At 38.2% G+C, this 21,174-nt stretch carries 15 protein-coding genes and 1 riboswitch; of the genes, 8 read left to right on the forward strand and 7 right to left on the reverse strand.

Annotated features, from left to right (window positions below):
* A complete protein-coding gene (locus ACFOOI_RS18020; protein WP_379839445.1) occupies positions 1 to 8,205 on the reverse strand; it encodes an Ig-like domain-containing protein in 8,205 nt (2,734 codons plus the stop codon).
* Between the two features lie 175 nt (positions 8,206 to 8,380).
* On the opposite strand from ACFOOI_RS18020, the gene ACFOOI_RS18025 reads away from it, so the two are divergent.
* Both ACFOOI_RS18025 and ACFOOI_RS18030 read left to right on the forward strand, forming a co-directional pair.
* Positions 8,381 to 8,554, forward strand: coding sequence for a hypothetical protein (locus ACFOOI_RS18025; RefSeq protein ID WP_379839446.1), 174 nt, complete (start codon positions 8,381 to 8,383; stop codon positions 8,552 to 8,554).
* A 732-nt stretch (positions 8,555 to 9,286) separates the two neighbouring features.
* Positions 9,287 to 9,805: an EF-hand domain-containing protein gene (locus ACFOOI_RS18030; protein WP_379839447.1), complete on the forward strand. Its 519-nt coding sequence runs from the start codon at positions 9,287 to 9,289 to the stop codon at positions 9,803 to 9,805.
* Between the two features lie 78 nt (positions 9,806 to 9,883).
* Here ACFOOI_RS18030 and katG read toward each other — a convergent pair whose 3' ends face one another.
* Positions 9,884 to 12,112 (reverse strand): catalase/peroxidase HPI, encoded by a 2,229-nt coding sequence (gene katG / locus ACFOOI_RS18035; RefSeq protein WP_379839448.1) that lies wholly within the window; start codon positions 12,110 to 12,112, stop codon positions 9,884 to 9,886.
* Positions 12,113 to 12,574: 462 nt separating this feature from the next.
* Between katG and ACFOOI_RS18040 the strand changes: the two genes are divergently transcribed.
* On the forward strand, positions 12,575 to 13,108 hold the full coding sequence (locus ACFOOI_RS18040) for an NADPH-dependent FMN reductase (protein WP_379839449.1): 534 nt from the start codon (positions 12,575 to 12,577) through the stop codon (positions 13,106 to 13,108).
* A 16-nt stretch (positions 13,109 to 13,124) separates the two neighbouring features.
* Here ACFOOI_RS18040 and ACFOOI_RS18045 read toward each other — a convergent pair whose 3' ends face one another.
* The 4 genes from ACFOOI_RS18045 to ACFOOI_RS18060 all read right to left on the reverse strand — a co-directional run bounded on the left by ACFOOI_RS18045 (position 13,125) and on the right by ACFOOI_RS18060 (position 15,766).
* Complete coding sequence (locus tag ACFOOI_RS18045; protein ID WP_379839450.1) at positions 13,125 to 13,892, reverse strand: M90 family metallopeptidase; 768 nt, start codon at positions 13,890 to 13,892, stop codon at positions 13,125 to 13,127.
* 116 nt (positions 13,893 to 14,008) lie between these two features.
* Positions 14,009 to 15,001 (reverse strand): NAD-dependent epimerase/dehydratase family protein, encoded by a 993-nt coding sequence (locus ACFOOI_RS18050; RefSeq protein WP_379839451.1) that lies wholly within the window; start codon positions 14,999 to 15,001, stop codon positions 14,009 to 14,011.
* Positions 15,002 to 15,294: 293 nt separating this feature from the next.
* Positions 15,295 to 15,543 carry a DUF2442 domain-containing protein gene (locus ACFOOI_RS18055; RefSeq protein ID WP_379839452.1) on the reverse strand — a complete coding sequence of 83 codons (249 nt, stop codon included), beginning with the start codon at positions 15,541 to 15,543 and terminating at the stop codon, positions 15,295 to 15,297.
* Positions 15,533 to 15,766: a DUF4160 domain-containing protein gene (locus tag ACFOOI_RS18060; RefSeq protein ID WP_379839453.1), complete on the reverse strand. Its 234-nt coding sequence runs from the start codon at positions 15,764 to 15,766 to the stop codon at positions 15,533 to 15,535. The genes ACFOOI_RS18055 and ACFOOI_RS18060 overlap by 11 nt, the downstream gene beginning before the upstream one ends.
* Before the next feature lie 531 nt (positions 15,767 to 16,297).
* Positions 16,298 to 16,396, forward strand: a riboswitch (TPP riboswitch).
* Between the two features lie 80 nt (positions 16,397 to 16,476).
* Between ACFOOI_RS18060 and ACFOOI_RS18065 the strand changes: the two genes are divergently transcribed.
* Genes ACFOOI_RS18065 through ACFOOI_RS18080 form a run of 4 tightly spaced genes read left to right on the forward strand, consistent with a single transcriptional unit; the run spans position 16,477 to position 19,162 of the window.
* Positions 16,477 to 17,199, forward strand: a complete 723-nt coding sequence (locus tag ACFOOI_RS18065; RefSeq protein WP_379839454.1) for a class I SAM-dependent methyltransferase — start codon at positions 16,477 to 16,479, stop codon at positions 17,197 to 17,199.
* Entirely contained in the window at positions 17,200 to 18,255 is a 1,056-nt protein-coding gene (locus tag ACFOOI_RS18070; RefSeq protein WP_379839455.1) for an AIR synthase family protein, read from the forward strand. It abuts the gene before it with no gap.
* Positions 18,252 to 18,890: a thiamine phosphate synthase gene (locus ACFOOI_RS18075; RefSeq protein ID WP_379839456.1), complete on the forward strand. Its 639-nt coding sequence runs from the start codon at positions 18,252 to 18,254 to the stop codon at positions 18,888 to 18,890. Before ACFOOI_RS18070 ends, ACFOOI_RS18075 begins: the two co-directional genes overlap by 4 nt.
* Complete coding sequence (locus tag ACFOOI_RS18080) at positions 18,890 to 19,162, forward strand: Trm112 family protein (protein ID WP_379839457.1); 273 nt, start codon at positions 18,890 to 18,892, stop codon at positions 19,160 to 19,162. Before ACFOOI_RS18075 ends, ACFOOI_RS18080 begins: the two co-directional genes overlap by 1 nt.
* Before the next feature lie 278 nt (positions 19,163 to 19,440).
* Here ACFOOI_RS18080 and ACFOOI_RS18085 read toward each other — a convergent pair whose 3' ends face one another.
* Complete coding sequence (locus ACFOOI_RS18085) at positions 19,441 to 20,610, reverse strand: dipeptidase (RefSeq protein ID WP_379839458.1); 1,170 nt, start codon at positions 20,608 to 20,610, stop codon at positions 19,441 to 19,443.
* A 188-nt stretch (positions 20,611 to 20,798) separates the two neighbouring features.
* On the opposite strand from ACFOOI_RS18085, the gene ACFOOI_RS18090 reads away from it, so the two are divergent.
* On the forward strand, positions 20,799 to 21,173 hold the full coding sequence (locus ACFOOI_RS18090) for a TfoX/Sxy family protein (protein ID WP_379839459.1): 375 nt from the start codon (positions 20,799 to 20,801) through the stop codon (positions 21,171 to 21,173).
* The last annotated feature ends 1 nt before the right edge of the window (position 21,174 follow it).

Genomic DNA, 21,174 nt, shown 5'->3' on the forward strand with positions numbered 1-21,174 from the left:
TTAGTAAATCAATATTTTGGTAGAGCATTTTTGAAGGTTGTTGTTTAAGCCTGAAATGGTATAAATGCCTGAGTTTGTAGAAGCAGATATTTTAATATAGTCTTCTTTTGTTTCAAAGCCTTGTATAAATACCTGGCGTCCGAGTATATCTTGAATTTTCAAGGTTTTTGGGTCCGCTTCGGGGAAGTAAAGCTTAATTTCGCTATGATTTCTGCTCGGATTTCCAATAGCCATACATTTTAGTTTTTTTGGTTGCCATACTACTTCTACTTCGTTTAGTTTCATTTTTATTTGATTCCCATAGTCGTAGCTTAGTCCATAGATATTTTTGTCATTAAATGGTTTGCTATCTGTTAGTATTAGGCTAGAGGTTGGCAGCTTAAATGTTTTTAATGAAAAATATTCTGTGTCAAACGACTTTTTAGATATCTGATAGCTTCCATTTGACAAGTCATTATTTTGATCGATTTTTAGCTCCGGGTTTTCCTTGATTTCAGCTGAAAGCGTAGCATTTGGAACCACGGCGTCCCATAATAAATACTCGCCCGAACCAGCCACTTGGGCTTCTAAATACGAGAAATTAACGTCTTCTGTATTTTGCCAAAACCCATGATCTATTAGCCAATAGCTATTTTCCAACGGGTTGTTTGTAAGTTCACAGTCTTGGTTTGGCCCTATGTAGTGTATGAGGGCAGTTTCGAACGCAAATGTGTTTTTTATTGTCTTGAAAGAATCGATTTCCTGATTTGACATAAAAAACCGAATAGAAATAGGGCTTTTAAAAGGCTTTTCGGTTTGTAAATTAAAGTGTCTTGGATAAAACTCTGTATTGTTTTGGTCTTTAAAATAGGTGTTTTCTGTTAAAGCATAACTGATTTTAGTTTTACCCAAAAACTGACCGTTTGTGTTTATTCGTATTACTACTTTTCCTTCTTTGGTATAAAAATCTCTCCAAGCGGTACTTGCTTCAAGGTTTTGGCTTAGTTCATTGCATGCCAATGTGTTAGTGGGTTCGTAACAGGTTTTTTGTATCATGGTTACTTTTACTTTGTCACTAAAGCAGGCGTTTTCGCTGATGCTTGCAGCATAAAATACCTGAGGAGATATTTCAGAAGACTTTAACACAAAAAAGTCTTCGGTGGGGTCGTCATCCCTTAAGTCTTTGAACCAATAAATAGATTGGGGTTCTGATTTTAGAATTTTTATGGGATCGCTATATTTGCAAAAACTGTACACAGTATCCAGTTTTGGTTTTTCAGGAGATTCGTTTACTTCTATGGTAACTTTTTGACGTGGGCTTACACAGCTGTTTTGGTCGGTGAAATCTATCCAATATTCAAAATTTCCGGCCTCCAAAAACTTCGGTGTTCCTGTAAGAGAAATACTGTCTTTTTGGCCTAAGTACCACTTTGTGCCATTTGCTAAACCAAGTTTTAGATTGTCTTTTAATTCAAATTGGCAAACCTCAAATTGCTTATTCTGACTCAGAGTTGGTAATGGATTTACCACTACTTGGAAGTTATCAGAATACCGAATGCAGGTGCTGCTTTCTTTTGTAGTAAATGCAAATCGAAGTCTATATGTGCCTGTTTTTAAGTTATCTATTGATTCTCCTTCACTTTCAGAAAGTGTAGTTATTTGTGTTTCATAGCTTGAGCCGTCTTTTAGTTGCCATTCTATTTGGGCGTAATCACCTATAAAAGTTGATTTCAAATCGTTGAAAGTTACCGAGCTACCTGCACAAAAAGTCAAGTCGCTAATGCCAGGGAGAACTTCATTTACAAAAAGACGTGCTTCGCTTGAGATTTCGGTTCTTTCTTGGTCTTTAACTATACACCTAAACAAACTCAAATGCGGGTGTAATTCATCACCCACATCGGGTATTTTGTAGTTTTTGTCATTAGCACCTTCTATGTTTCTAAATCCTACGTCGCTTGGTGTTTTTATTTGCCATTGGTAAGTAATCGGGTAGTCGCTTTCTGCTTTTATTGAAAATGTCACCGTATTGCCGTTGCAGTTTGTTTGGTCGCTTGGGTTAGTTTTGATGGTTAAAATCGGCAATATTTCCGATTCTATATATAACCTTGGCCCTTCACATCCAAATGCACTTGTTTGACTTACATAATGGTCATATTGGTCCACTTTGGTATATCTGGGCGATTCCTCTTTAAATGTCCTACCTGTTCTTGAAGAATACCATTTGAGGTTTTCGCCATTTGCCGTAAAAACTAATTCAGTGCCTTCTTTTACCGAACTTGGGGTGGTATTAAACGGATATGGTGCTTCCGGGTGGATTTTGACAGGAACCGTAACTAGCTCGCTCGAACAGCCCGCTTTGTTTTCTATTCTATAAAATAGCACAAAATCTCCGGGTGTTTCGGTGTCTATTTTAGGCTGAGACTTGTATTCGGTAGACAGTTCGGAGTTTTCTAAATACCAAAAGTCATCGTATTGTTTGTCAAGAAAAAGCTCCAGTTTGGGCGATTTGTCTCCTTGGCAAAATTCAAAACTTTTTGGGTCAGGTGTGGGAGGGAACTCTCCGACAGTAACAGTACTTAAATCAGTATTTTCTACGCAAGTTCCTGCTGTATTTTCAAATAAAACGGAGCATCTGTATTGCATTTCGTTTTCTATGCCGAGGTCTCTAATTCTTAAATGCAGCGTTTCGCTTCCTATTATTTGGTGGTTGTCTTGGAGGTTCGTCCACTCGGTGTTTGTTCCTGGCCTCGACTGCCAATTTATACTAAGTGGCGTGCCCGATATGCGGTGTGTAGTGTTTAAGTTAAATTCCAAAAGTTGTCCGAGGCATTTCTTTTGGTTATCAAGTCTGCCGTCAAGTTTGTTGGCCCACAAGGTTGCATTGGCACTAGTTAGGGTTGCAAAATCGTCTTTTAGTATACATCTAAACAAAGTTCCATCAGGATTTTCGTCGTTCCCGATGCTCCTTACTTTTAGTGTTTCAGTATCAAAGTTTTCTATGTACCTACTTTCACTATTTAAATCTGAAAAATCAGGTTCATTCTGTCTTTTTCTTTGCCAAAGATATTTTATTTCACCTGCCCCTTTTGCTTCTATTTCAAAAGTAGCCAAGTTGCCGGCACAGTTTCTAAATTCTTCGGTTTGACTGTTTATTGCCAACTGAGCCAATATTTCAGCTTCTATTTTTAGGCGAGGGCTTTCACAAATGCCAATGGTTTGACTTACGTAATAAGTATACATTCCCACGTCATTTCGAGTTGGGTTAGTAGTTTCTGCTATTCCGCCTACTTCTGATGTATACCATTTTAAGTTTTGTCCATCGGCTGTAAAAAGTAATGGGTTAGGAAATAATACAGAGGCAGGAGTAGTAGAAATAGGCTTTGGTATCCCCGGCAATACGTTGATATTAAAGCTTTTACTTTCACTCCCGCAAAATTGCGAACATGTAGCTGAATAAGATGTGTTTGTAATAGGTGTGACGGTAATGTTTTCTCCGAAACTTCCATTTGACCACACTACCTCTGACTTGCACCCTGAAGCAGTTAAGGTTATTTGATTTCCTTCACAAATGGTGCTGTCCGTGAAATTTTGTTCGAAATTCACCGAAGGAAACATCCATATTTCCAGGGGGGCGGAGTATGCTTTTTTACATGAGCTTAATTCACAATCTATTATTGCTCTTAGAAATACCTTTGTGGTTTCTTTTACATTTTCTGCAACGAAGTTAAATGACGATGCGGTGCCAACCGTTTCCCAGTTAGAAGAACTTTGGGAACTCGACGTATAGTTTTTTTGCCATGTAATTTCACAAGGCGAAACCCCGCCAATTATATTAGAAGTCAGTTGTGTGTTTAGGCCAAAACACAAGGAATCAACCGAAGTTTCTATTTCTATTTGAGGGTCGGGGTTTATTTTTATTTCGCTTATGTTTGAAGATAAAAATGAAGTGCACGAGTCGCTCACTATTCTTCTAAAACATGTGCTTACGCTTAGTGCAGACGGATTAAATGACAAACCAGTTTCGTTCGCAATCGTCACCCAATTAGGAGAGTTTGTATTGCAATTTTCTGACATTTGCCAAAATACTTTTATGTTTTTTCCTCCTGTTGGGTCTATTAAGCTATTGATAACCCCAGGGTTAAAACCTGCACAGTTTATTGTAGTATTTGTGGAGATTTCTCCGGCAATCAATGGCGATATTACTTCAATTTTTAAAATGTTACTTGTTCCTGAACTACAAAGTTCGCCTTTACAAATAGCGGATATTTCAAAGCTTTCATTTGCTATGAGTTTAACTTCTACCCCTTTTTCTCCATTTGACCAGACTATTTCGCCTTCGCAAGTTGTTGCATTTAAGATTATTTCTTCATTTTGGCAGAAAGTAGTTTTATTAACCGAAACGACTGGAGCGGTAGTTTGAAAGGGTATGACCTCAACAAGTAGACTATCAACAGACCATGATTCACAATTTTCAGTTAAGCATTTTGCTTTATAATAAGTAGATGCTGTGGGGCTAACCGTTATTTGGTTTCCTAATTCTGCATTTGACCAGATAATTTGTCCATTACAAGCAGATGCTTTTAAGATAGCACTTTGACCCAAACAAACTGTGGTATTTCCTTCTAAGGTCGGTACTTCAGGAATGACTACGGTTAGTTTACGCCCAGACGATGAGGTATTTATTATGCATGTGCCACTTTCAGAAGTCTCAAAAACTATTCTGTTTCTATAATATCCTTCGTTTTCTTTTCTGATTTCTGCAAACGAATAAATCGAATCACCTCCAGATTCTAAGTCGCTCCATGAACCAGATGTTCCTACTCTATATTGCCATTGCGAAGTATTTATATTTCCGGTTATTTCGTATGAGGCTAAATCGTAAGTGAGTGGTTGCCCTTCGCACACAGTCGTACTCGCGTTTGAGCCCTCAACTGAATTGACAAAAAGACTTGCAACCTCAGAAAATACCTCGCAATCAGCAGAACTAAGTTTTACTCGATATTCACTTAAATGTGGATTTTCTGAATCTCCGGAGTTTCCTATTTTAAGATTTAAATTTGTTTCTCCTATAATATCTGTAAAGTCCGTTTCTAAAGGGGTTTTTCTCTGCCAAATAACTGAGGTGTAGTTTGTAGCTGTAATGCTAAAATTTGCCACATTGGTTTTGCACTTTATTACATTTTGTGGTTGTTGTAGTATCGTTATTTTGTTTGTTTTTTCTAAAACTACCAACGTGTCTTTAATACATCCCTCAGCGTCAGAAACTTTGATTTGATATTCGCCTTCAGCTAAATTCAGGAACTCACCCGATGGGATTGATTCTTCTGAGTTTATACTAAAACTAAAAGGCTCTATGCCTGTTTCAGGATTAATTTTTATGCTTCCAGAGTTTTGGTCACCGCATAATGGAGGTGTTGCTATAATATCTAACTCTAAGCTCGGCTTAAGTGATATTTCAATTGCTTTTCTTTCAGATTCACAGTACAAATCGTCTTTTTGGGCTAAATATGATACATAAATAGTTTGCGGATTTTGGATATTTTGTATAGTGAAACTTTCTCCTGTAGCTAAGTTAAAGCCGGTATATGGGTCTTGCCACCAATTAAATGCTCCAGCTGTAAAATCTCCACTTGCGTATAACGTGGCGTTTTGGCCTAAACATACCGACACGTTTTGTGTAGTTATTTCATTTTTTATTTCTGGAATGAGTGAATTGATATTAACTTCATTTTCTATAGAGCAAAATCCTTTTTGTACTTTTAGGGTATATAATCCGGGCGATTGTACGGTAAAATTGCCTTCTGAGTTTTCTGATATTTCTTTTTCATCCAAATACAGTTGGTAAGAAATTGGTAAATCTTCTGATTCAATATGTGTTAGTAGGCTGTAAATAATTGCCTCGCTATTAAAGTTTCCAGTTTCACAAATTGCAGGGGTACTTTTTCTAATCGAATTGATTATAGCCCCACTTATTTTAATGTTTACCTGAGCAGACGGACTCTTACACGAATTACTATCTTTTTGAGCCACGAAGTATATCATTTCCGTAGTTTCGCTTGTGTTTATGCTTGGTTTGGGAATTTCGTCACCTGACTGATTCATCCAGATTTCGGTATGCTTCGCTAATAATTCAGGGTTTATGGTAGGGTCAGTTTGATTTTGACAAAATCCATAAATTTCTTTTATTATCGGGGCATTCGGTATGTCATCTACCGAAAGAACTGCCTCATTTGACCAAATAGCGGGTTCGCACTCACCTGAAATTTTACATTTAATAATGGCTTGATTATCAGAAAGTGGTAGGTTTTCTAAAGTAAGCCTGGGAGCATTTTCTCCAACTGCTTCGTCATTTTTGTACCAAGTATAAATTAGAGTACCTGAGCCAGTTGCTTCAATTTCAAAACTTGCCGTTGTATTTTCGCAAACAATCACATTTTCAGGCTGTTTACTTATGCTGGGTTTGGGCTTTACCGTAATTATTGCTGTTTCTGAGTTTATAGTGCTGCATTTGCCGCTAACCTCAACCGTGTAATTTCCGGAGGCGGTATTTGTGATATTCTCAAAAGCTAAACTCGCATTGGTTTCGTCCTCGATTGGGTTTGAATCTTTTAGCCATTTGTATGAAAAAGGCCCTTCGCCACCCGCAACTACACTCAGTGTTTGGGTTCCACCTTCGCATAATATGGCGGATGCTGGTTCCGTAGTTATTTTGGTATTTTCTAGGATTGTTAGACTTAAGTTGCTGGTATCTGAGTAGCAACCTGTAGTATTGTTTTTTACGAAAAATTTGAAATCGTAAGTTCCTGCGTTTTTAATTGTTGGTAGTGTAATTTCATTTGTTTGGTTTAGCGAAGCATTACGTATTTCCTCAAATCCATTGAGTTCATTTTCGCCTTTGGTAAAATAAAAGTGACTTGGATCATGGGTCAAATCCGAAATTTCAAGATTTAGAATAGCAGCGGACGGACATATTTCCTCGGTTAGGATTGCTTTTGCACTTGGTCTGTTTATCACCTTAGCTTCAAATTCTCTTCTAAAACTTTCACAGCCCTTATTATCTTTTTGGGAAATGTAATATTTGCTAGTTTCTGATATTTTTGGCGTTTCAAAACTCGTAGAATTCTTAAGCAAAGCATTTGTTAAAGTATCTTTGTACCAATTAAAATTTCCAATCTCTAAAGTCTCAAAAGTAAAAACTGAAGGTCCACAAAATGACTGATCATTGGGCGGAGTGGGGGCAAGTGGCCTTTGGTTTATTGTATAGCCTGTTCGAGTAGCGTTTAATGTACATGTGCCTTCCGAAATGCTTCCATCATTACTTTGAGTTTTGGTTAAAAAATCTACACTTAATCTAAATCCGAGTTCACTGCTTTGTATGCCCGTAACTGTTAGTCTTTCGGTTTTTGTGCCCGCATAATTTTCATCGTCGGATATGGATTGGTAAGTGCTCGCAGCAATCGGTTTGGTGAGCCAATCAAAGGCTTGGGCTGTTCCTACTATTTTGGAAGAGAAGAATTCTATAGTATCACCTTCACAAAAAGGTGTGGAAGCGGTTGGTTGAATGGCACTTAGGCTGTTTATGTGAAGCTTAGAAATTGTCGAGTTGTTTGTACAGCCTTGTTGGTCAGTAGCTTCTGCGAAATATCTGTTTAAATGAAAAGAAGTGGTAGCGGAATTTATTGACAAACTTGCGGTGGTAGCGTTAGCGTATTTTCCACTATTGTTTATTTGCGAGAATCCTCCTGTTTCGTCTGCTTCAAACCATTTGTAGGATAAGGCACTTGCTCCTTGGGCATTGGCATAAAAAATCACGGAGCTTCCATTGCATATATATTGGTCTTGGCTGATAAAATCAAAAGTAGGCTGCTGGGGGCTTATGGTGTGTTCGTTGCTGATGGTCGTTTCTGTGCCATTTGAGATTAATACGCGTACTTTTATGGGTACCGTGATTGTATAAAAAGTATGGGAAATATTTCCCTCGTTTGTGCTTGGGTCACCATTTGCGGAATTTACATTTTGCCAAACCGATAGGCTTTCAGAGTATGTTTGAAACTGATACGAGGTGGCGTTTTGTACTTTGGCAGAAACTTTTAAATCACCGCCTTTACATACAAAGGCAAACTCGGGTGAAAGCTTAAGTGTGAAACTGGGAGTTTGTGCAAATCCTGAAATTGATACTAATAAAAATACTTTTAGAAAGTAGTGCTTTAATTTAAAAATTGTCATAGTTGGGGTGATTTCTAACTAAAATTAAAAATTTAAAACAAAAAAACCGACGAAACGCCGGTAATTTTGTATCTAACCCTAACCATTATGAAGTATATTCTTTGTAAATTATTTTTTAATATCTGATTTTAATAAACTAATCAGTTGGTATAAGCCAACTACAAAAAGTACCAATGTGCTCAATAAAATTATGGGAATATTGAGAGGTAAGGCTGAAATACCTGTTTGTTCTAGCTTATTAAATAATTCCATGGGTGTTACTGTTTTGGTTAACAAAGTAAATAAAAATGCATCTAGGTCTTTAGCGTATAAATACGTAATCTGTATTTTTTTAGATCATTTTTATTAAACGGTTGATAAAAATTAATCGGCTTTGTGCTAATTTTCTTTTAAGACCATCCTAACATCCAGAAGTCACATACATTCTAGAAATATTGTACTTTTAATGCTTTTAAGTGCTGTTTTGCATTAGGTTTTAGTCTAATTCTGGTATTCTATTTAACTCACCTTATTCTTTAATTAGTATTTGTTTCGTTTAATCTTATGTATGTCCGTAAACCATTTGTGGGTTTTAAGGTCAAATGCATTGTGTTTAAATATAAACGAAATTTCTTATGTGATTTAATATTGAAATGCATCCAAAAAGTTATTTTTTGGGACGTTTTTTTTTAATTTTTCAATCTTTTTTTAAGGAGAAAAATCATTTCTCTCGTATTGTATATTGAGCTAAGGTTTTAATAGAAAATTACTGTCAAACGGGAAAAAAATAGGAAATAAATCTTTACATCGCCCTGCACTGTTTGAGCACTGTTAAAATTCTTTTGGAAGGATATTTTAATTAGAATATTGACAATAAGAATTTTAATTGTGCGAGTTTGCAGGGTGCTGTTTTTTTTGCTCCGTTTTTTTTCGAAAAAAAATGGAGGCCCCGCTGGCAGGCGACCCAGTTAATGAAAGGAGGTGTTTTTCAAAATGGTTAAAAAATGGCTTCAATGGTAGGTTTAAGCTATGTTTTCTTTAAAAATAAAATTTACCCGTTTGACAGTAATAGAAAATTAATTTTTAATAATTTGAAACAGATATGATGAAAAAGAAAAGTTTGATGTTTGCAGCGATGGTTTTGGTAGGTATGAGTGCTTATGCACAGCGTCCAGGTGGCGGTGGAGGCGGTCAAGGTGGTGGAAGACCACAAGGGCAAGGCGAAAGACCAAGTGCCGCCCAGATGATGGCAATGCTTGATAAAAACAACGACGGTAAAATAGACAAAACGGAGGCATCTAACAGTCCCAATAAACGTTTTGCTGAAAATTATGATAGATTAGATGCAAATGGCGATGGCTTTATAGACCAAGCGGAGTTGTCAAATATGGGAAGGCCAAACGGTGAAAAACCAAAAGCGGTGAATGCCAAAAGTGCATTAAAAGATATGGATGCAAACAAAGACGGAAAACTTGACAAAGAGGAAGTTTCTCAGAAAAACAACAAGGCATTAGTTAAAAGCTTTGATAAAATAGATACCAATGCAGATGGTTTCTTGGATAAATCAGAATTGGATACTTTTGCAAAAGAAGCAAAAGATAGAAGAAAAGACCAAGAATAATATTTGTACCAAAAACAAAAAAAAGAGGCAGTTTGTGAATCACAAACTGCCTCTTTAGTTATAATTCTATCTGATTGGTTAAGCCAAGTCAAATCTGTCTAAGTTCATAACTTTGGTCCATGCTGCTACAAAATCCTTTAAGAATTTATCTTGAGAATCTGCACATCCATAAACTTCAGCTATGGCTCTTAATTCTGAGTTTGAACCAAATACCAAGTCTGTTCTAGATGCAGTGGCCACCTTCTTTCCTGTACTTCTATTTCTACCTTCAAAGAAGTCAGCGTGGGCGGTTGTTGGTGTCCAAACAGTGCTTATATCTAATAAATTCACAAAGAAATCATTAGTTAAGCTTTCTGGATTACTTGTAAATACCCCGTGCTGCGATTTGTCAAAATTGGTATTTAAAACTCGCATACCTCCTACTAAAACCGTCATCTCAGGAGCAGTTAGGGTTAAAAGCTGAGCTTTATCAATCAGCATTTTCTCCTCAGGGGTAGTATAATGTCCTTTTCTATAGTTTCTAAAACCATCCGCCAAAGGCTCTAATACAGCAAACGACTCAACGTCTGTTTGTTCTTGTGAAGCGTCAGTTCTACCCGGAGTAAATGGCACCGTGATAGTTTTGCCTGCATTTTTTGCCGCTAGTTCTATTCCTACTGACCCACCTAACACTATAAGGTCTGCCAAAGATACGGTGTTTCCTTCTTTGTTAAATTCAGCTTGAATACCTTCAAGTACATCCAATACTTTGGCTAACTGAACCGGATTGTTAACTGACCAATACTTTTGGGGAGATAATCTCACACGAGCACCATTTGCCCCACCTCTTTTGTCTGATCCGCGGAAAGTAGAAGCAGACGCCCAAGCAGTAGAAACGAGTTCAGATATACTTAAGCCAGAAGCTGCGATTTTTTCTTTAAGAACCACGATGTCATTTGCATTTATCGGAGTACCAGTAGCCGCTGGAATCGGGTCTTGCCAAATCAAATCTTCAGCCGGAACCTCAGGTCCTACATATCTTACTTTTGGACCCATGTCTCTGTGTGTCAGCTTAAACCATGCTCTTGCAAATGCGTCGGCAAACTGGTCTGGATTGTCATGAAACCTCTTAGAAATTGGTCCATATATTGGATCCATTTTTAGAGCAATGTCAGTAGTAAACATAATAGGAGCATGACGTTTCTCTGGGTTGTGAGCATCAGGTACAGTATCGGCACCCATTCCGTGTTTTGGTATCCATTGGTGTGCTCCGGCTGGGCTTTTGGTTAACTCCCAATCAAATCCCATAAGATTCCAGAAATAGTTATTGCTCCACTTTGTTGGTGTTGAGGTCCAAGCACCTTCTAGTCCTGAAGTAATCGTAAACTCGCCATTTCCGGTTCCAAAACTATTTTTCCATCCTAAACCTTGCTCTTCTATACTTGCACCTGCTGGTTCGGCACCTACATATTCGCCTGGGTCAGCGGCACCGTGTGCTTTTCCAAATGTGTGTCCACCCGCTATCAAAGCTACCGTTTCTTCGTCGTTCATGGCCATTCTTCCAAATGTCTCGCGAATGTCTTTAGCTGCCGCAAGTGGATCTGGGTTACCATTTGGACCTTCTGGGTTTACATATATAAGTCCCATTTGTACAGCAGCCAGAGGGTTTTCTAATTCACGATCTCCCGTATATCTTTTGTCTGCTAGCCATTCACCTTCTGATCCCCAATAGATGTCTTCTTCTGGCTCCCAAACATCAGCACGGCCACCACCAAAGCCGAATGTTTTAAAGCCCATAGATTCTAAAGCACAGTTTCCGGCAAGAATCATTAAGTCAGCCCAGGAGATTTTCTTGCCATACTTTTGTTTAATCGGCCAAAGCAATTGACGAGCCTTGTCTAAGTTTCCGTTATCTGGCCAGCTGTTAAGTGGAGCAAATCTTTGACCACCAGCTCCAGCACCACCACGGCCGTCAGCTATACGGTATGTGCCCGCACTGTGCCATGCCATACGAATAAAAAATGGACCATAATGGCCATAGTCTGCCGGCCACCACTCTTGCGAGTTGGTCATGAGTTCATATATATCTTTCTTTAAAGTAGCAAAATCTAGCGATTTAAATGCATCTGCATAGTTAAAATCGGGATCCATCGGGTCAGACAAAGTAGAGTGTTGACGAAGGATTCCTAAGTTTAATTGATTTGGCCACCAATCTTGATTTCTGGTTCCGCCACCAGCACTTTGGTTTACTGCTCCGTGATTAAAAGGGCATTTTGCCTCTCCATTTGTAGATGAGCCCGCGGCTCCATTTGCATGAGTATTGTCCATAGTTGTTTTAATTATTTTTTGTAAAAGTAAGTTTAATGTTTTAAAAGTTTTTATTGATATTTATTATAATCATATAGATATAATCTATTATAAGTTTTTTATTCCTTTGAAATTAATAAGTTATCGTGTAAATAAAAATGATAGGCGTCATGCTTGATTAAAACTTAATGGTATTTTAATTGAATGGACTTTGATGAAGCTGATATTCTATATTTTGGCCAAACATAATTCCAAAGTAAAAATAAATTTAAGCCCTGTAGAATTGTTCTATTTCAAATAGTAGCGTTAATTAAACATGTAGTTTTTACCTTTAAATAAAAAAAATGGGGAATAAAGTAGGACTCTTATCCGAATAATAGTGTACTCTGTTTTTTTTATTTATCTTAAAATCAGAGAAAAAGAATATTAAAGTATGGAAAGTTTTACTTCTCTATTTTTTGGTTTTTTTTAATAAAGTAGATAATGGAACAGATCGTAATAATTTCTGGAAGTATTCGGAAGAGGAGTCAAACCCTCAAGATCTCTAAATATTTACATAATTTCATTTTGGAAAAATATGATTACCCTACCGTTTTGGTTGATTTGAAAAAGTATAATTTTCCAATATTTAACGAGCGATTTCATTACATAGAAAATCCTACGGCTGAACAGATTGAATTTCGAAATATAATAAATGATGCCAGCCACATTATCATTGTTTGTCCGGCGTACAACTTAAGTTTACCAGCAGCAGTAAAAAACATTATAGATTTTTTGACGGAAGAATGGAAGGGGAAAATCGTAGGTTTTACAACAATATCTGAAGGTACGTTTGGGGCCAAAAACGTATGGGAGGACTTATCAAAAATCATGACACACCTTAAAGCTTCTCCAATAGAAACAGGTATATTAATGCCTTCAGTTCAAAATTATTTTGATGAAAACGAAGCTATTGCAGACCCAATATCTATGGAAAAGCATGCGGATGCTTTTGTGAAAAAATTAGTTTCTGATTGATTGTTCTTTAAAAAAACTAAACCTTAGTTTTATGACCAAACATTGTCTTTAAGCGAGCGTAAAGCTCTGGATGTTGCTCTTTTAATAGCCTAGGTTGCTTAAAGAAATATTCACTCACTACTGCAAAAAACTCGGTTTCGCTACTAGCGGCATAGGTGTCTATATCAGATTCGCCTTTTCTGATTTTCTCCATTTCGTCTTTCATTAGCTTTATCCATGGAAGCGAATATTTGTGTTGTAGCAAAACCTCAGGAACTCCATCGGTAGCTCCGTCTGCTTTATCTATCAAATGCACAAATTCGTGAATGGCCGTGTTAGAATCGTTATTGTCATTCATAAAACCGTCTCTCAAAAAAGGCTTCGACAGTATTACGGTGCTTTGCATGGCTCCGTTTCCTACCATACCTACAATATGGTTTTCGCCTTCAAAATTAAAATTTTGGTCAAATGGTTTTGGGTATAAAAGCACCTCATTGATGTGGGTGTACGCCCAGCCTTCAAACTCAAAAATAGGAATAATGGCGGCTGCCGCAACTAAGGTTTTGTCTGTATCATCTACGGTAGTGTCAACCCCAATTACTTTTACATTAGAGAGAAAATTGGCCACTCTTTCATAAAACCCTGCCTTTCTTTCAGATGATAAGTTTTGATAAAACCGAACCTCTTTTTCTAAAATCCCTTTGATTATTTCCTCTTTCGGGATAGCATTCGGCTTCTTTTTTTTGAATAGTGGACGAATAATTAAAGCCAAAAGAAGTAATAAGGCAACTGCAACGATTATCATTTTTATGTTTTTTATTCCAATCTCTAAATACGCAAACTGAACAAAGTTACGATTAGAATATCTGATTATGTTGAAATTAAAAACAAAGGCTTTTAACTCAAACTAAAATCATGATTTTAGCCATATTTTTTTATCAATCCGTCTAAAAGTCGAGTAGTTTCTGGGTTTATGATCATCCTTTTAGGGTCAGCCTCAAACCAAGCTAGGGTTTCTTTTATGCCTTCTGCGTAGGGTATTGTGGCCACATACTCAGGTACTAGTTTTTTTATTTTGGAGTTGTCAAAAATAGCACAGTGCGACTTGTCGCCCCAAAGTCCACCTTCTTCGGATGCGAAGCCATTTTGGTCTGCATAGTCAATGATGTTTTTGGATGTTATGTGCACTATTTTCGCTTTTACGCCAGCCGCTTCTGCCAGTTGCTCATATATTTGATTCCAAGTTAAAACCTCATCGGAAGTAATATGGTAAGCCTCGCCGATGGCTGCTTTGCGGCCCATCATTCCTAAAAACGCCTTGGCAAAATCTCGAGCATGCGTCACCGTCCATAGCGAAGTGCCGTCGCCCTGAACCACTACAGGAAGCCCTTTTTTCATTCTATCCACGGCATTGTATTCGGTCCAGCCACCCAACGATAGCGGAAAAACTGAATAATACGTATGCGAAGGACGCACGATTGTCATCGGGAAGTTATCTTCTCTAAATGCCTTAACCAGAAGGTCTTCACAGGCTATTTTGTCGCGAGAATATTGCCAATGCGGGTTTTTGAGTGGAGTAGATTCCGTGATAATCGGGTTGGTGGGCGGTTTTTCGTAGCACGAAGCCGAACTTATGAAAACGTATTGTTTGGTCTTATTTTTAAAAGTTTCAATATCCCTTTGCACTTGTTCGGGTGTAAATGCAATCCAGTTTACGACCACATCCCACTCGTGCGATTCTAATACTTTTCGGGTTTCCTCGGTGTTTTCTATGTCGGCTATTAGTGACTTCACGCCTTTGATTGGGAGGTTATTTCCCCTGTTTAAGTGATATAAGTCCACGCCTCTTTCAACCGCCATTTCACTCACGGGAGTGCTGATATTTCCTGTGCCACCGATAAATAATACTTTCATTTTTTAAGGTTTGATTTCGAAAAACAAGTTATTGCTTTTTAAATATATTCTAAGTATTTATTTGAGGTTTTTTGGATTTTCTTTGGCTTGGTGAAGTGTATATTTTAGGGATTTAAAGTAATTGGCTTTACAGGTTTTTGTGATCAAATGGATCTAGAATTAAAGGAAATAAAAGCTGGCCAAGTATTTATTTTTGAAAATTTAATAAATATGAAGAAAACTAGGACCTATGAAGATACTTGAAGTTTTATATAAAATAATTGCTTAAATATGCTATTTCAAAAGGTTGGTTTTTAGTTATTTGGAATTAGTTTATTTGATTTATTGTAGGTGTAAAAACCTTCGAAACTCAGGTCTTCGTCAAGCCTTTCCCAGTGTATACCAAATGGTGATAAAGTAAAGTCTTCGCGTTCTGTTTTACTAGCTTTTAAAAGTCTTGGGAACCAATTAATAGGGTGACTTTTGGTCTCATTTTTATCTGTTTTGATATAAATGAAATCATCGTCAAGCCAAACATTCGTTACATTAATTTCATTCTCCATGATATTCTTTCCATTTAGCTATTATAATTTCTTTGTTTTCTTCTATGATGGCAATTGCTAGGCTAATATCTTTATTTTTCAACCCTTTATTAGATACTAATCTCACCATTTCAACCTCAAACTTAGCTTCTCCATCTGCGTTTCTGACATGAACATGAATTGGTAAATGTTCGTTTGAATAAAAGTAAAATCGTAATCCAAATATTATAAATAAAGTTGGCATTTAAAAAAGACTGTTAGGTTTAACATAAAGCAATTATCATTTTTTTTTCATTTTAAACAAATATTTTACTTATTTTCTAAAGCTTCACATGACTTTATGATAATATCACTAACATATAGATTATATGTGCTTTCCCAGAGTCTCCATTAGGGACTCTACGGAATGATAAGTGGAAAATACCTTAATTATTGTGTCGCTTGCAGTTGACACTGAACATTCGAACATATACTTTCCCCAGCGTTAGGGATTGCAGCGGTATCCTTTTTTGCCTGACGTAGGCGGCAGAAAAGATTTAGCGGAAAGCCTGTTAAAACGCCCTAAAAAATTGATTTCAGTTTGTTTAAATTCTTTGATTTGTACTTTAGCAAATTCTCCCTCAGGTATACTTCTGATTACTTATAAGAATACAGAGAAAAGTAAAGCCCGAAGTCCCTTGTAGGAGCTTCAGTACGGACTAGGAATATGTTTCCATCAAAAAACTTTAATGAAAAATGTGCTTTGTAAAAGGAAATAAGTACATATATTTGCCTCAACAAAAGCACGGGGTGCATGGTTAGAAAACCAAGCTGAGATTACACCCGGGAACCTGATTTGGTTAGTACCAACGTAGGGATGCAGGCTTAATGAGATTATCTTATTGGGCCATCTTCTATCGGATTTTTCCGTATAATTCCTCACCCGGAGTTTTTGTTTTTTAAAACTATTAAAAAATGGAAATTCAAAAATCAAACGCCGAACTTATTCCTCAAAAAGCCCAAAACTGGCAGAATAGGCCTGAATGGTTCTTTAACCGTGAACATACTGACACGTACGAGCTTTGGTACGAAGGTCGCTACAAGCGTGCCGAAGTGTGGCAAAAAAAAGTAATGGAGCAGCTCGTGGGGGCCGACAAACGTGTTAAAACTTTGCTTGAGTTTGGCTGTGGAACCGCTCGTTTTACCCGTTGGTGGCACAAAATCGGTATTAAAGCCACAGGTGGGGATATTTCGCCGCTGATGCTTTCGCAGGCTGTGCAACTGTTTGATGGTGATTTGGTTATGGCTGACTCGCACCACATGCCATTTAAGAATCATACGTTTGACTCTTTGGCTTTTATCACCACATTTGAATATTACAAAGATCCCGTAAAGGTTATCAGAGAAGCTGCTCGCGTGGGTAAATACGGCATTGCGATGGGCATGATGAACCGCAACTCTCCCAAAGTGCTCAGAAGGCGAGTGCAACAAATGTTTGGTAAAAATCCTTTTTATGTAACGGCTACTTTTTATACGCCTGCTATGCTCCAAAAAATCATTCATGAGGCCTTGGCGGGGCGTGACTACACCATAGAATGGACGGCTACGGGTTTGCCAAAATGGTTTCCGGTGCAGCAGTGGAACCTGCCTTATGGCGATTTTTTTGGTCTATATGTTAAGTTTAATGATGTAGATTAAATGGAAAACCAACTTGGAAAAATAGACCATGTGCTGTTTGAACAGTTTATGGGGGCAAAGTTTGGTTTTGAAAATCCCGATGTGTTGGCTGGGCCACAGTTTGGGGTAGACGTTTCGGTGGTTTCGTTGCCGGGAAATATGGCCATGGCACTTACGAGCGACCCACTTTCGTTGATTCCATCTTTGGGCTTGGAGGAGTCCGCTTGGCTGTCGGTGCATCTGATGGCAAATGACATGGCTACTACCGGTTATGGGCCGCAGTTTGGACAGTTTGTTCTTAATTTACCCGACACATTTTCAAGCTCAGACTTTAGTATTTATTGGAACTACATCCATACATTTTGTAAAAATATAGGTGTGGCCATAACGGGCGGGCATACGGGTTTTATTGCCGGACAAAACTCTACGATTGCTGGTGGAGGCACTTTTGTGTCTGTAGGCGAAAAAAACAAAATGCGTTTGTCTAAAAATGCCAAGCCGGGGCAGGTACTCTTGCTCTCAAAATCTTGTGCGATTTCGTCGGCGGCTATATTGGCCATGAGTTTTCCGGAGATCGTGAAAAACAAGGTAGGGGTGGAGGTTCAGCAAGCTGCTTGTGGTAGTCTTTACGAGACGTCTTCGCTGCCTGATGCCCTTGCGGCGGTTGGGGAATGTAACCAATATAAAGAGGTGACGGCCATGCATGACGTAACCGAAGGCGGGGTGTTAGGTGCTGTTTATGAGTTAGCTACGGCGTCTGGCTGTGGGGTAAATATTTTTGAGGAAAAATTGCCCATCGGTGAAATTCAGAAACACGTTTGCGATGTTTTTAGCCTTGACCCCAGGTATTGTATCGGGGCCGGAGCCATGCTTTTTGCTTGTGAGGCAAATCACGCTCAAATAGTGATAGATAGACTTACACAAAAAGGAATTAACTGCACAGAAATTGGAGTTTTGACTGAGACAGGAAAGGGTACCAATATTATAGAAAATAAGGTTTCAAGTCCGATTGTTTATAAACAAGACGACCCTTATTGGGCGGCATTTTTTAAAGCTTTAAATGCCGGATGGAAATGAAAGTCAAAAGAAATATAAACTGGGGCGTGTATTTGGTGATAGACCCACAGATGGAAAGGGAGGCGTTGATGAACAAACTGACACTTTGTTTGCAAGAGCCCTTGGCTGCTATACAGGTTTGGGATAATTTTGAAAACATACTCGATGTAAAAGCTTTGGTGGTCGATATATGCAGCTTGGCTCACTCAAAAAACATTCCGGTATTGATAAACAATCGGTGGGATTTGCTGATAGATAGTAGCATCGATGGGGTGCATTTTGATACTGCTCCATCTGAAATTGACTTTATAGAGAAGGCGGTTAATCGGCCTTTTTTGAAAGGAATTACCTGCAATAATGACCTTTCTGTGGCAGAATGGGCCGAAAAGCAAGAGTTTGATTACGTCTCTTTTTGCTCCATTTTTAACTCTGTGACGAGCAATAGCTGCGAATTGGTAAGCTTTGAAAACATAAAGGCTGCCAAAAGCATATTTTCTAAATTGATATTTTTGGCGGGAGGTATTCGTCCTGAAAACTTGGTGGAATTGAAAGGTTTAAGTTTTGATGGAGTGGCTGTAGTGTCGGGAATTATGAGCTCTGAAATGCCAAATTTGGCGATAAATAGATACAAAGAAAATTTAAAAAATATAGAATAATGAATTTTGAAACGATAGAAAAACTGTGTTGCCCATTTGACAAAAGTGACTTAACGCTAACTGAAATAAAAAGAGACGAAAATCAGAATGTGGAGGAAGGCTTTTTTGTGTGCAAATCATGCAAAAGGCTGTATCCGATCATAAAAGGAATACCGATTATGAGCCCTGATGAATACCGCGAATTTGACCTAGAAAAACCGACATTGGACAGATGGCAAAAGCACCTAAAAGGAGGCGAGTTTGTAAACTTTAGATTAGAAAGTGGCAACTAAGGTTTTTTTGATTAATTTGGATTTTGAGATGGAACTTCATTTGGCTTTAGCAGAATCTCCGTCAGGGACTCTGCGGTTTATCTGGGTGGAAAAGCAGTGTAGTCTAGAGTCCCTTGCAGGAGACTCTGAACAAGCATTATAAATCATTATATTGCGGCTGAACCAACAAAAAAACCTATACGCTCGCGTTAAGGATTGCAGCGGTATCCTTTTTTGCCTGACGAAGGCGGCAGAAAAGATTTAGCGGAAAGCCTGTTAAAACGCCCTAAAAAATACGTTTAGTTTTTAGGTAGATTTAGTAATAAAAACCGTTTTACGTTGTCTCCCATTACTTTTTTGATGTCATCTCTTGACACTCCTAATTTTAATAATTCCTCTACGTATAGCGGTAGGCCGGTCACGTCAGTGTGGATTTCTATGGCTCCGTCGAAGTCCGAACCCAGGGCTACATAATCGGCCCCAACTAAGTCGATGCAATATTTGATGGCTTTGGCAGTGGAAGCGGGTGTTTTGGTGCCTGTGGCGGGTTCAAACATGGCGATGCTGATTAATCCTCCTGTTTTGGCTATTCCTTTTATGTGCTCGTCTGATATGTTTCGTACCGAATTTTGGGTGCCTTTTACGCCTGTGTGCGAACTCACGATTGGCTTTGAGGTTATGGCTAGTATGTCGTCTACCATCTTTGGTGAGCAGTGGGCTACGTCTAAAATCATGTTTTTGGCTTGCATTTTTTTGATTACTTCTTTGCCAAAATCAGTAAGGCCGGCATGCTCCACGCCATGGGCTGAGCTGCCCAATTCGTTGTCGAAAAAGTGGACGGGCGACATCATTCTTACGCCTGCCTTATACAGTACATCTACATTTTCTATTTTGCCTTCGAGGGCGTGCATGCCTTCTATTCCGAGAAAGCCCGCGGTTATGTTTTTGTTTGTTTTTCTGTCAAAAATATAGGTTTCAAGGTCTTTTGCAGATGTAATTACCCTAAATTTCCCTTCAGATTTCTTTTCGAAATCAAACAGAGCTTTACATTGTGTCAAGGCTCGTTCGGTTAAGCTAAACCACGCCGCTATGGGCCTTGCTTGTAGTATAAACGGAAGAGTGATTTGGTCAGTTTCTCCCGTGTTGTGGTCAAAGTTCATGTTTCGGGGAGCCTTCGTTACGATGGTAAAAGCCTGCAAAGCCATGTGGACCTCGAGCATCCGTGGGATGTCTACTGAGCCGAAGTCGTTTTTTTGAAGGAGGTCGCGTTTCCAAAGTAGTGCGTCGCAATGCATGTCAGCCACAAAATCAAGGGAGTCGTAAAGCATTTGAGCGTCTCGATTGACAGCGTAGGGTGGTTTGGCGGAGATTTTATTAAACGTTTTGTCGACTATTTTTGGAACAAATAGAAATGCAAAAAGCACGATGCCTAGAAGTAAACCCAGTATATATTTTTGATATGTTTTCATTTGAGGATTTTTTATGTAAACCTAAGGATAAAATTATAAAGATAGTAGCGTAGTTCATTGTCCTTTCCGGAATCTTCTTTTTGGCAAATAAAAGAGTAGTACTTTGGTTTTGAAACACTTGAATATCAAAATGTTTAATAAAATAGCACAGAAATGAAATTGGTTAAATAATCTCTTATTTTTAGGTATTGAACCAACACTTAACCCCAACAGGTATGGCTTATGACTCGCATTTGGCTGAACGAATAACCCAATTAGTAGAAAGGCATAAAGTTAGTTTTTATGTAAAAGAAATGATGGGTGGCATCACTTGGATGGTGGACGAAAAAATGTGCATCAGTATATTTAAAGGCAACCTTATGGTGCGAGTTGAGCCTGACGAATTGGAGGAGTTTTTGGGCAAGCCTGGAGCCACCCAAATGATACATGGCGGGAAAGCCATGATGGGCTACTTGACGGTTAGTTCGGAAGGGTATGACATGGAAGAAGATTTGGAATATTGGGTAAATAAATGTTTGGAATATAACCCGAAAGCGAAGGCAAGCAAAAAGAAAAAAGCATAGT

The sequence above is a fragment of the Lacihabitans lacunae genome (genome assembly GCF_042649125.1).
Taxonomy (GTDB): Bacteria; Bacteroidota; Bacteroidia; order Cytophagales; family Spirosomataceae; genus Leadbetterella; species Leadbetterella lacunae.

Bases quoted from the DNA above. Each gene is read 5' to 3' on its own strand.
- ACFOOI_RS18050 (WP_379839451.1), bottom strand. From the start codon at position 15,001: ATGAAAGTATTATTTATCGGTGGCACAGGAAATATCAGCACTCCCGTG.
- ACFOOI_RS18020 (WP_379839445.1), bottom strand. From the start codon at position 8,205: ATGACAATTTTTAAATTAAAGCACTACTTTCTAAAAGTATTTTTATTA.
- ACFOOI_RS18055 (WP_379839452.1), bottom strand. From the start codon at position 15,543: ATGGAGAATGAAATTAATGTAACGAATGTTTGGCTTGACGATGATTTC.
- ACFOOI_RS18060 (WP_379839453.1), bottom strand. From the start codon at position 15,766: ATGCCAACTTTATTTATAATATTTGGATTACGATTTTACTTTTATTCA.
- ACFOOI_RS18065 (WP_379839454.1), top strand. From the start codon at position 16,477: ATGGAAATTCAAAAATCAAACGCCGAACTTATTCCTCAAAAAGCCCAA.
- ACFOOI_RS18075 (WP_379839456.1), top strand. From the start codon at position 18,252: ATGAAAGTCAAAAGAAATATAAACTGGGGCGTGTATTTGGTGATAGAC.
- katG (WP_379839448.1), bottom strand. From the start codon at position 12,112: ATGGACAATACTCATGCAAATGGAGCCGCGGGCTCATCTACAAATGGA.
- ACFOOI_RS18080 (WP_379839457.1), top strand. From the start codon at position 18,890: ATGAATTTTGAAACGATAGAAAAACTGTGTTGCCCATTTGACAAAAGT.
- ACFOOI_RS18045 (WP_379839450.1), bottom strand. From the start codon at position 13,892: ATGATAATCGTTGCAGTTGCCTTATTACTTCTTTTGGCTTTAATTATT.
- ACFOOI_RS18085 (WP_379839458.1), bottom strand. From the start codon at position 20,610: ATGAAAACATATCAAAAATATATACTGGGTTTACTTCTAGGCATCGTG.
- ACFOOI_RS18040 (WP_379839449.1), top strand. From the start codon at position 12,575: ATGGAACAGATCGTAATAATTTCTGGAAGTATTCGGAAGAGGAGTCAA.
- ACFOOI_RS18030 (WP_379839447.1), top strand. From the start codon at position 9,287: ATGATGAAAAAGAAAAGTTTGATGTTTGCAGCGATGGTTTTGGTAGGT.
- ACFOOI_RS18070 (WP_379839455.1), top strand. From the start codon at position 17,200: ATGGAAAACCAACTTGGAAAAATAGACCATGTGCTGTTTGAACAGTTT.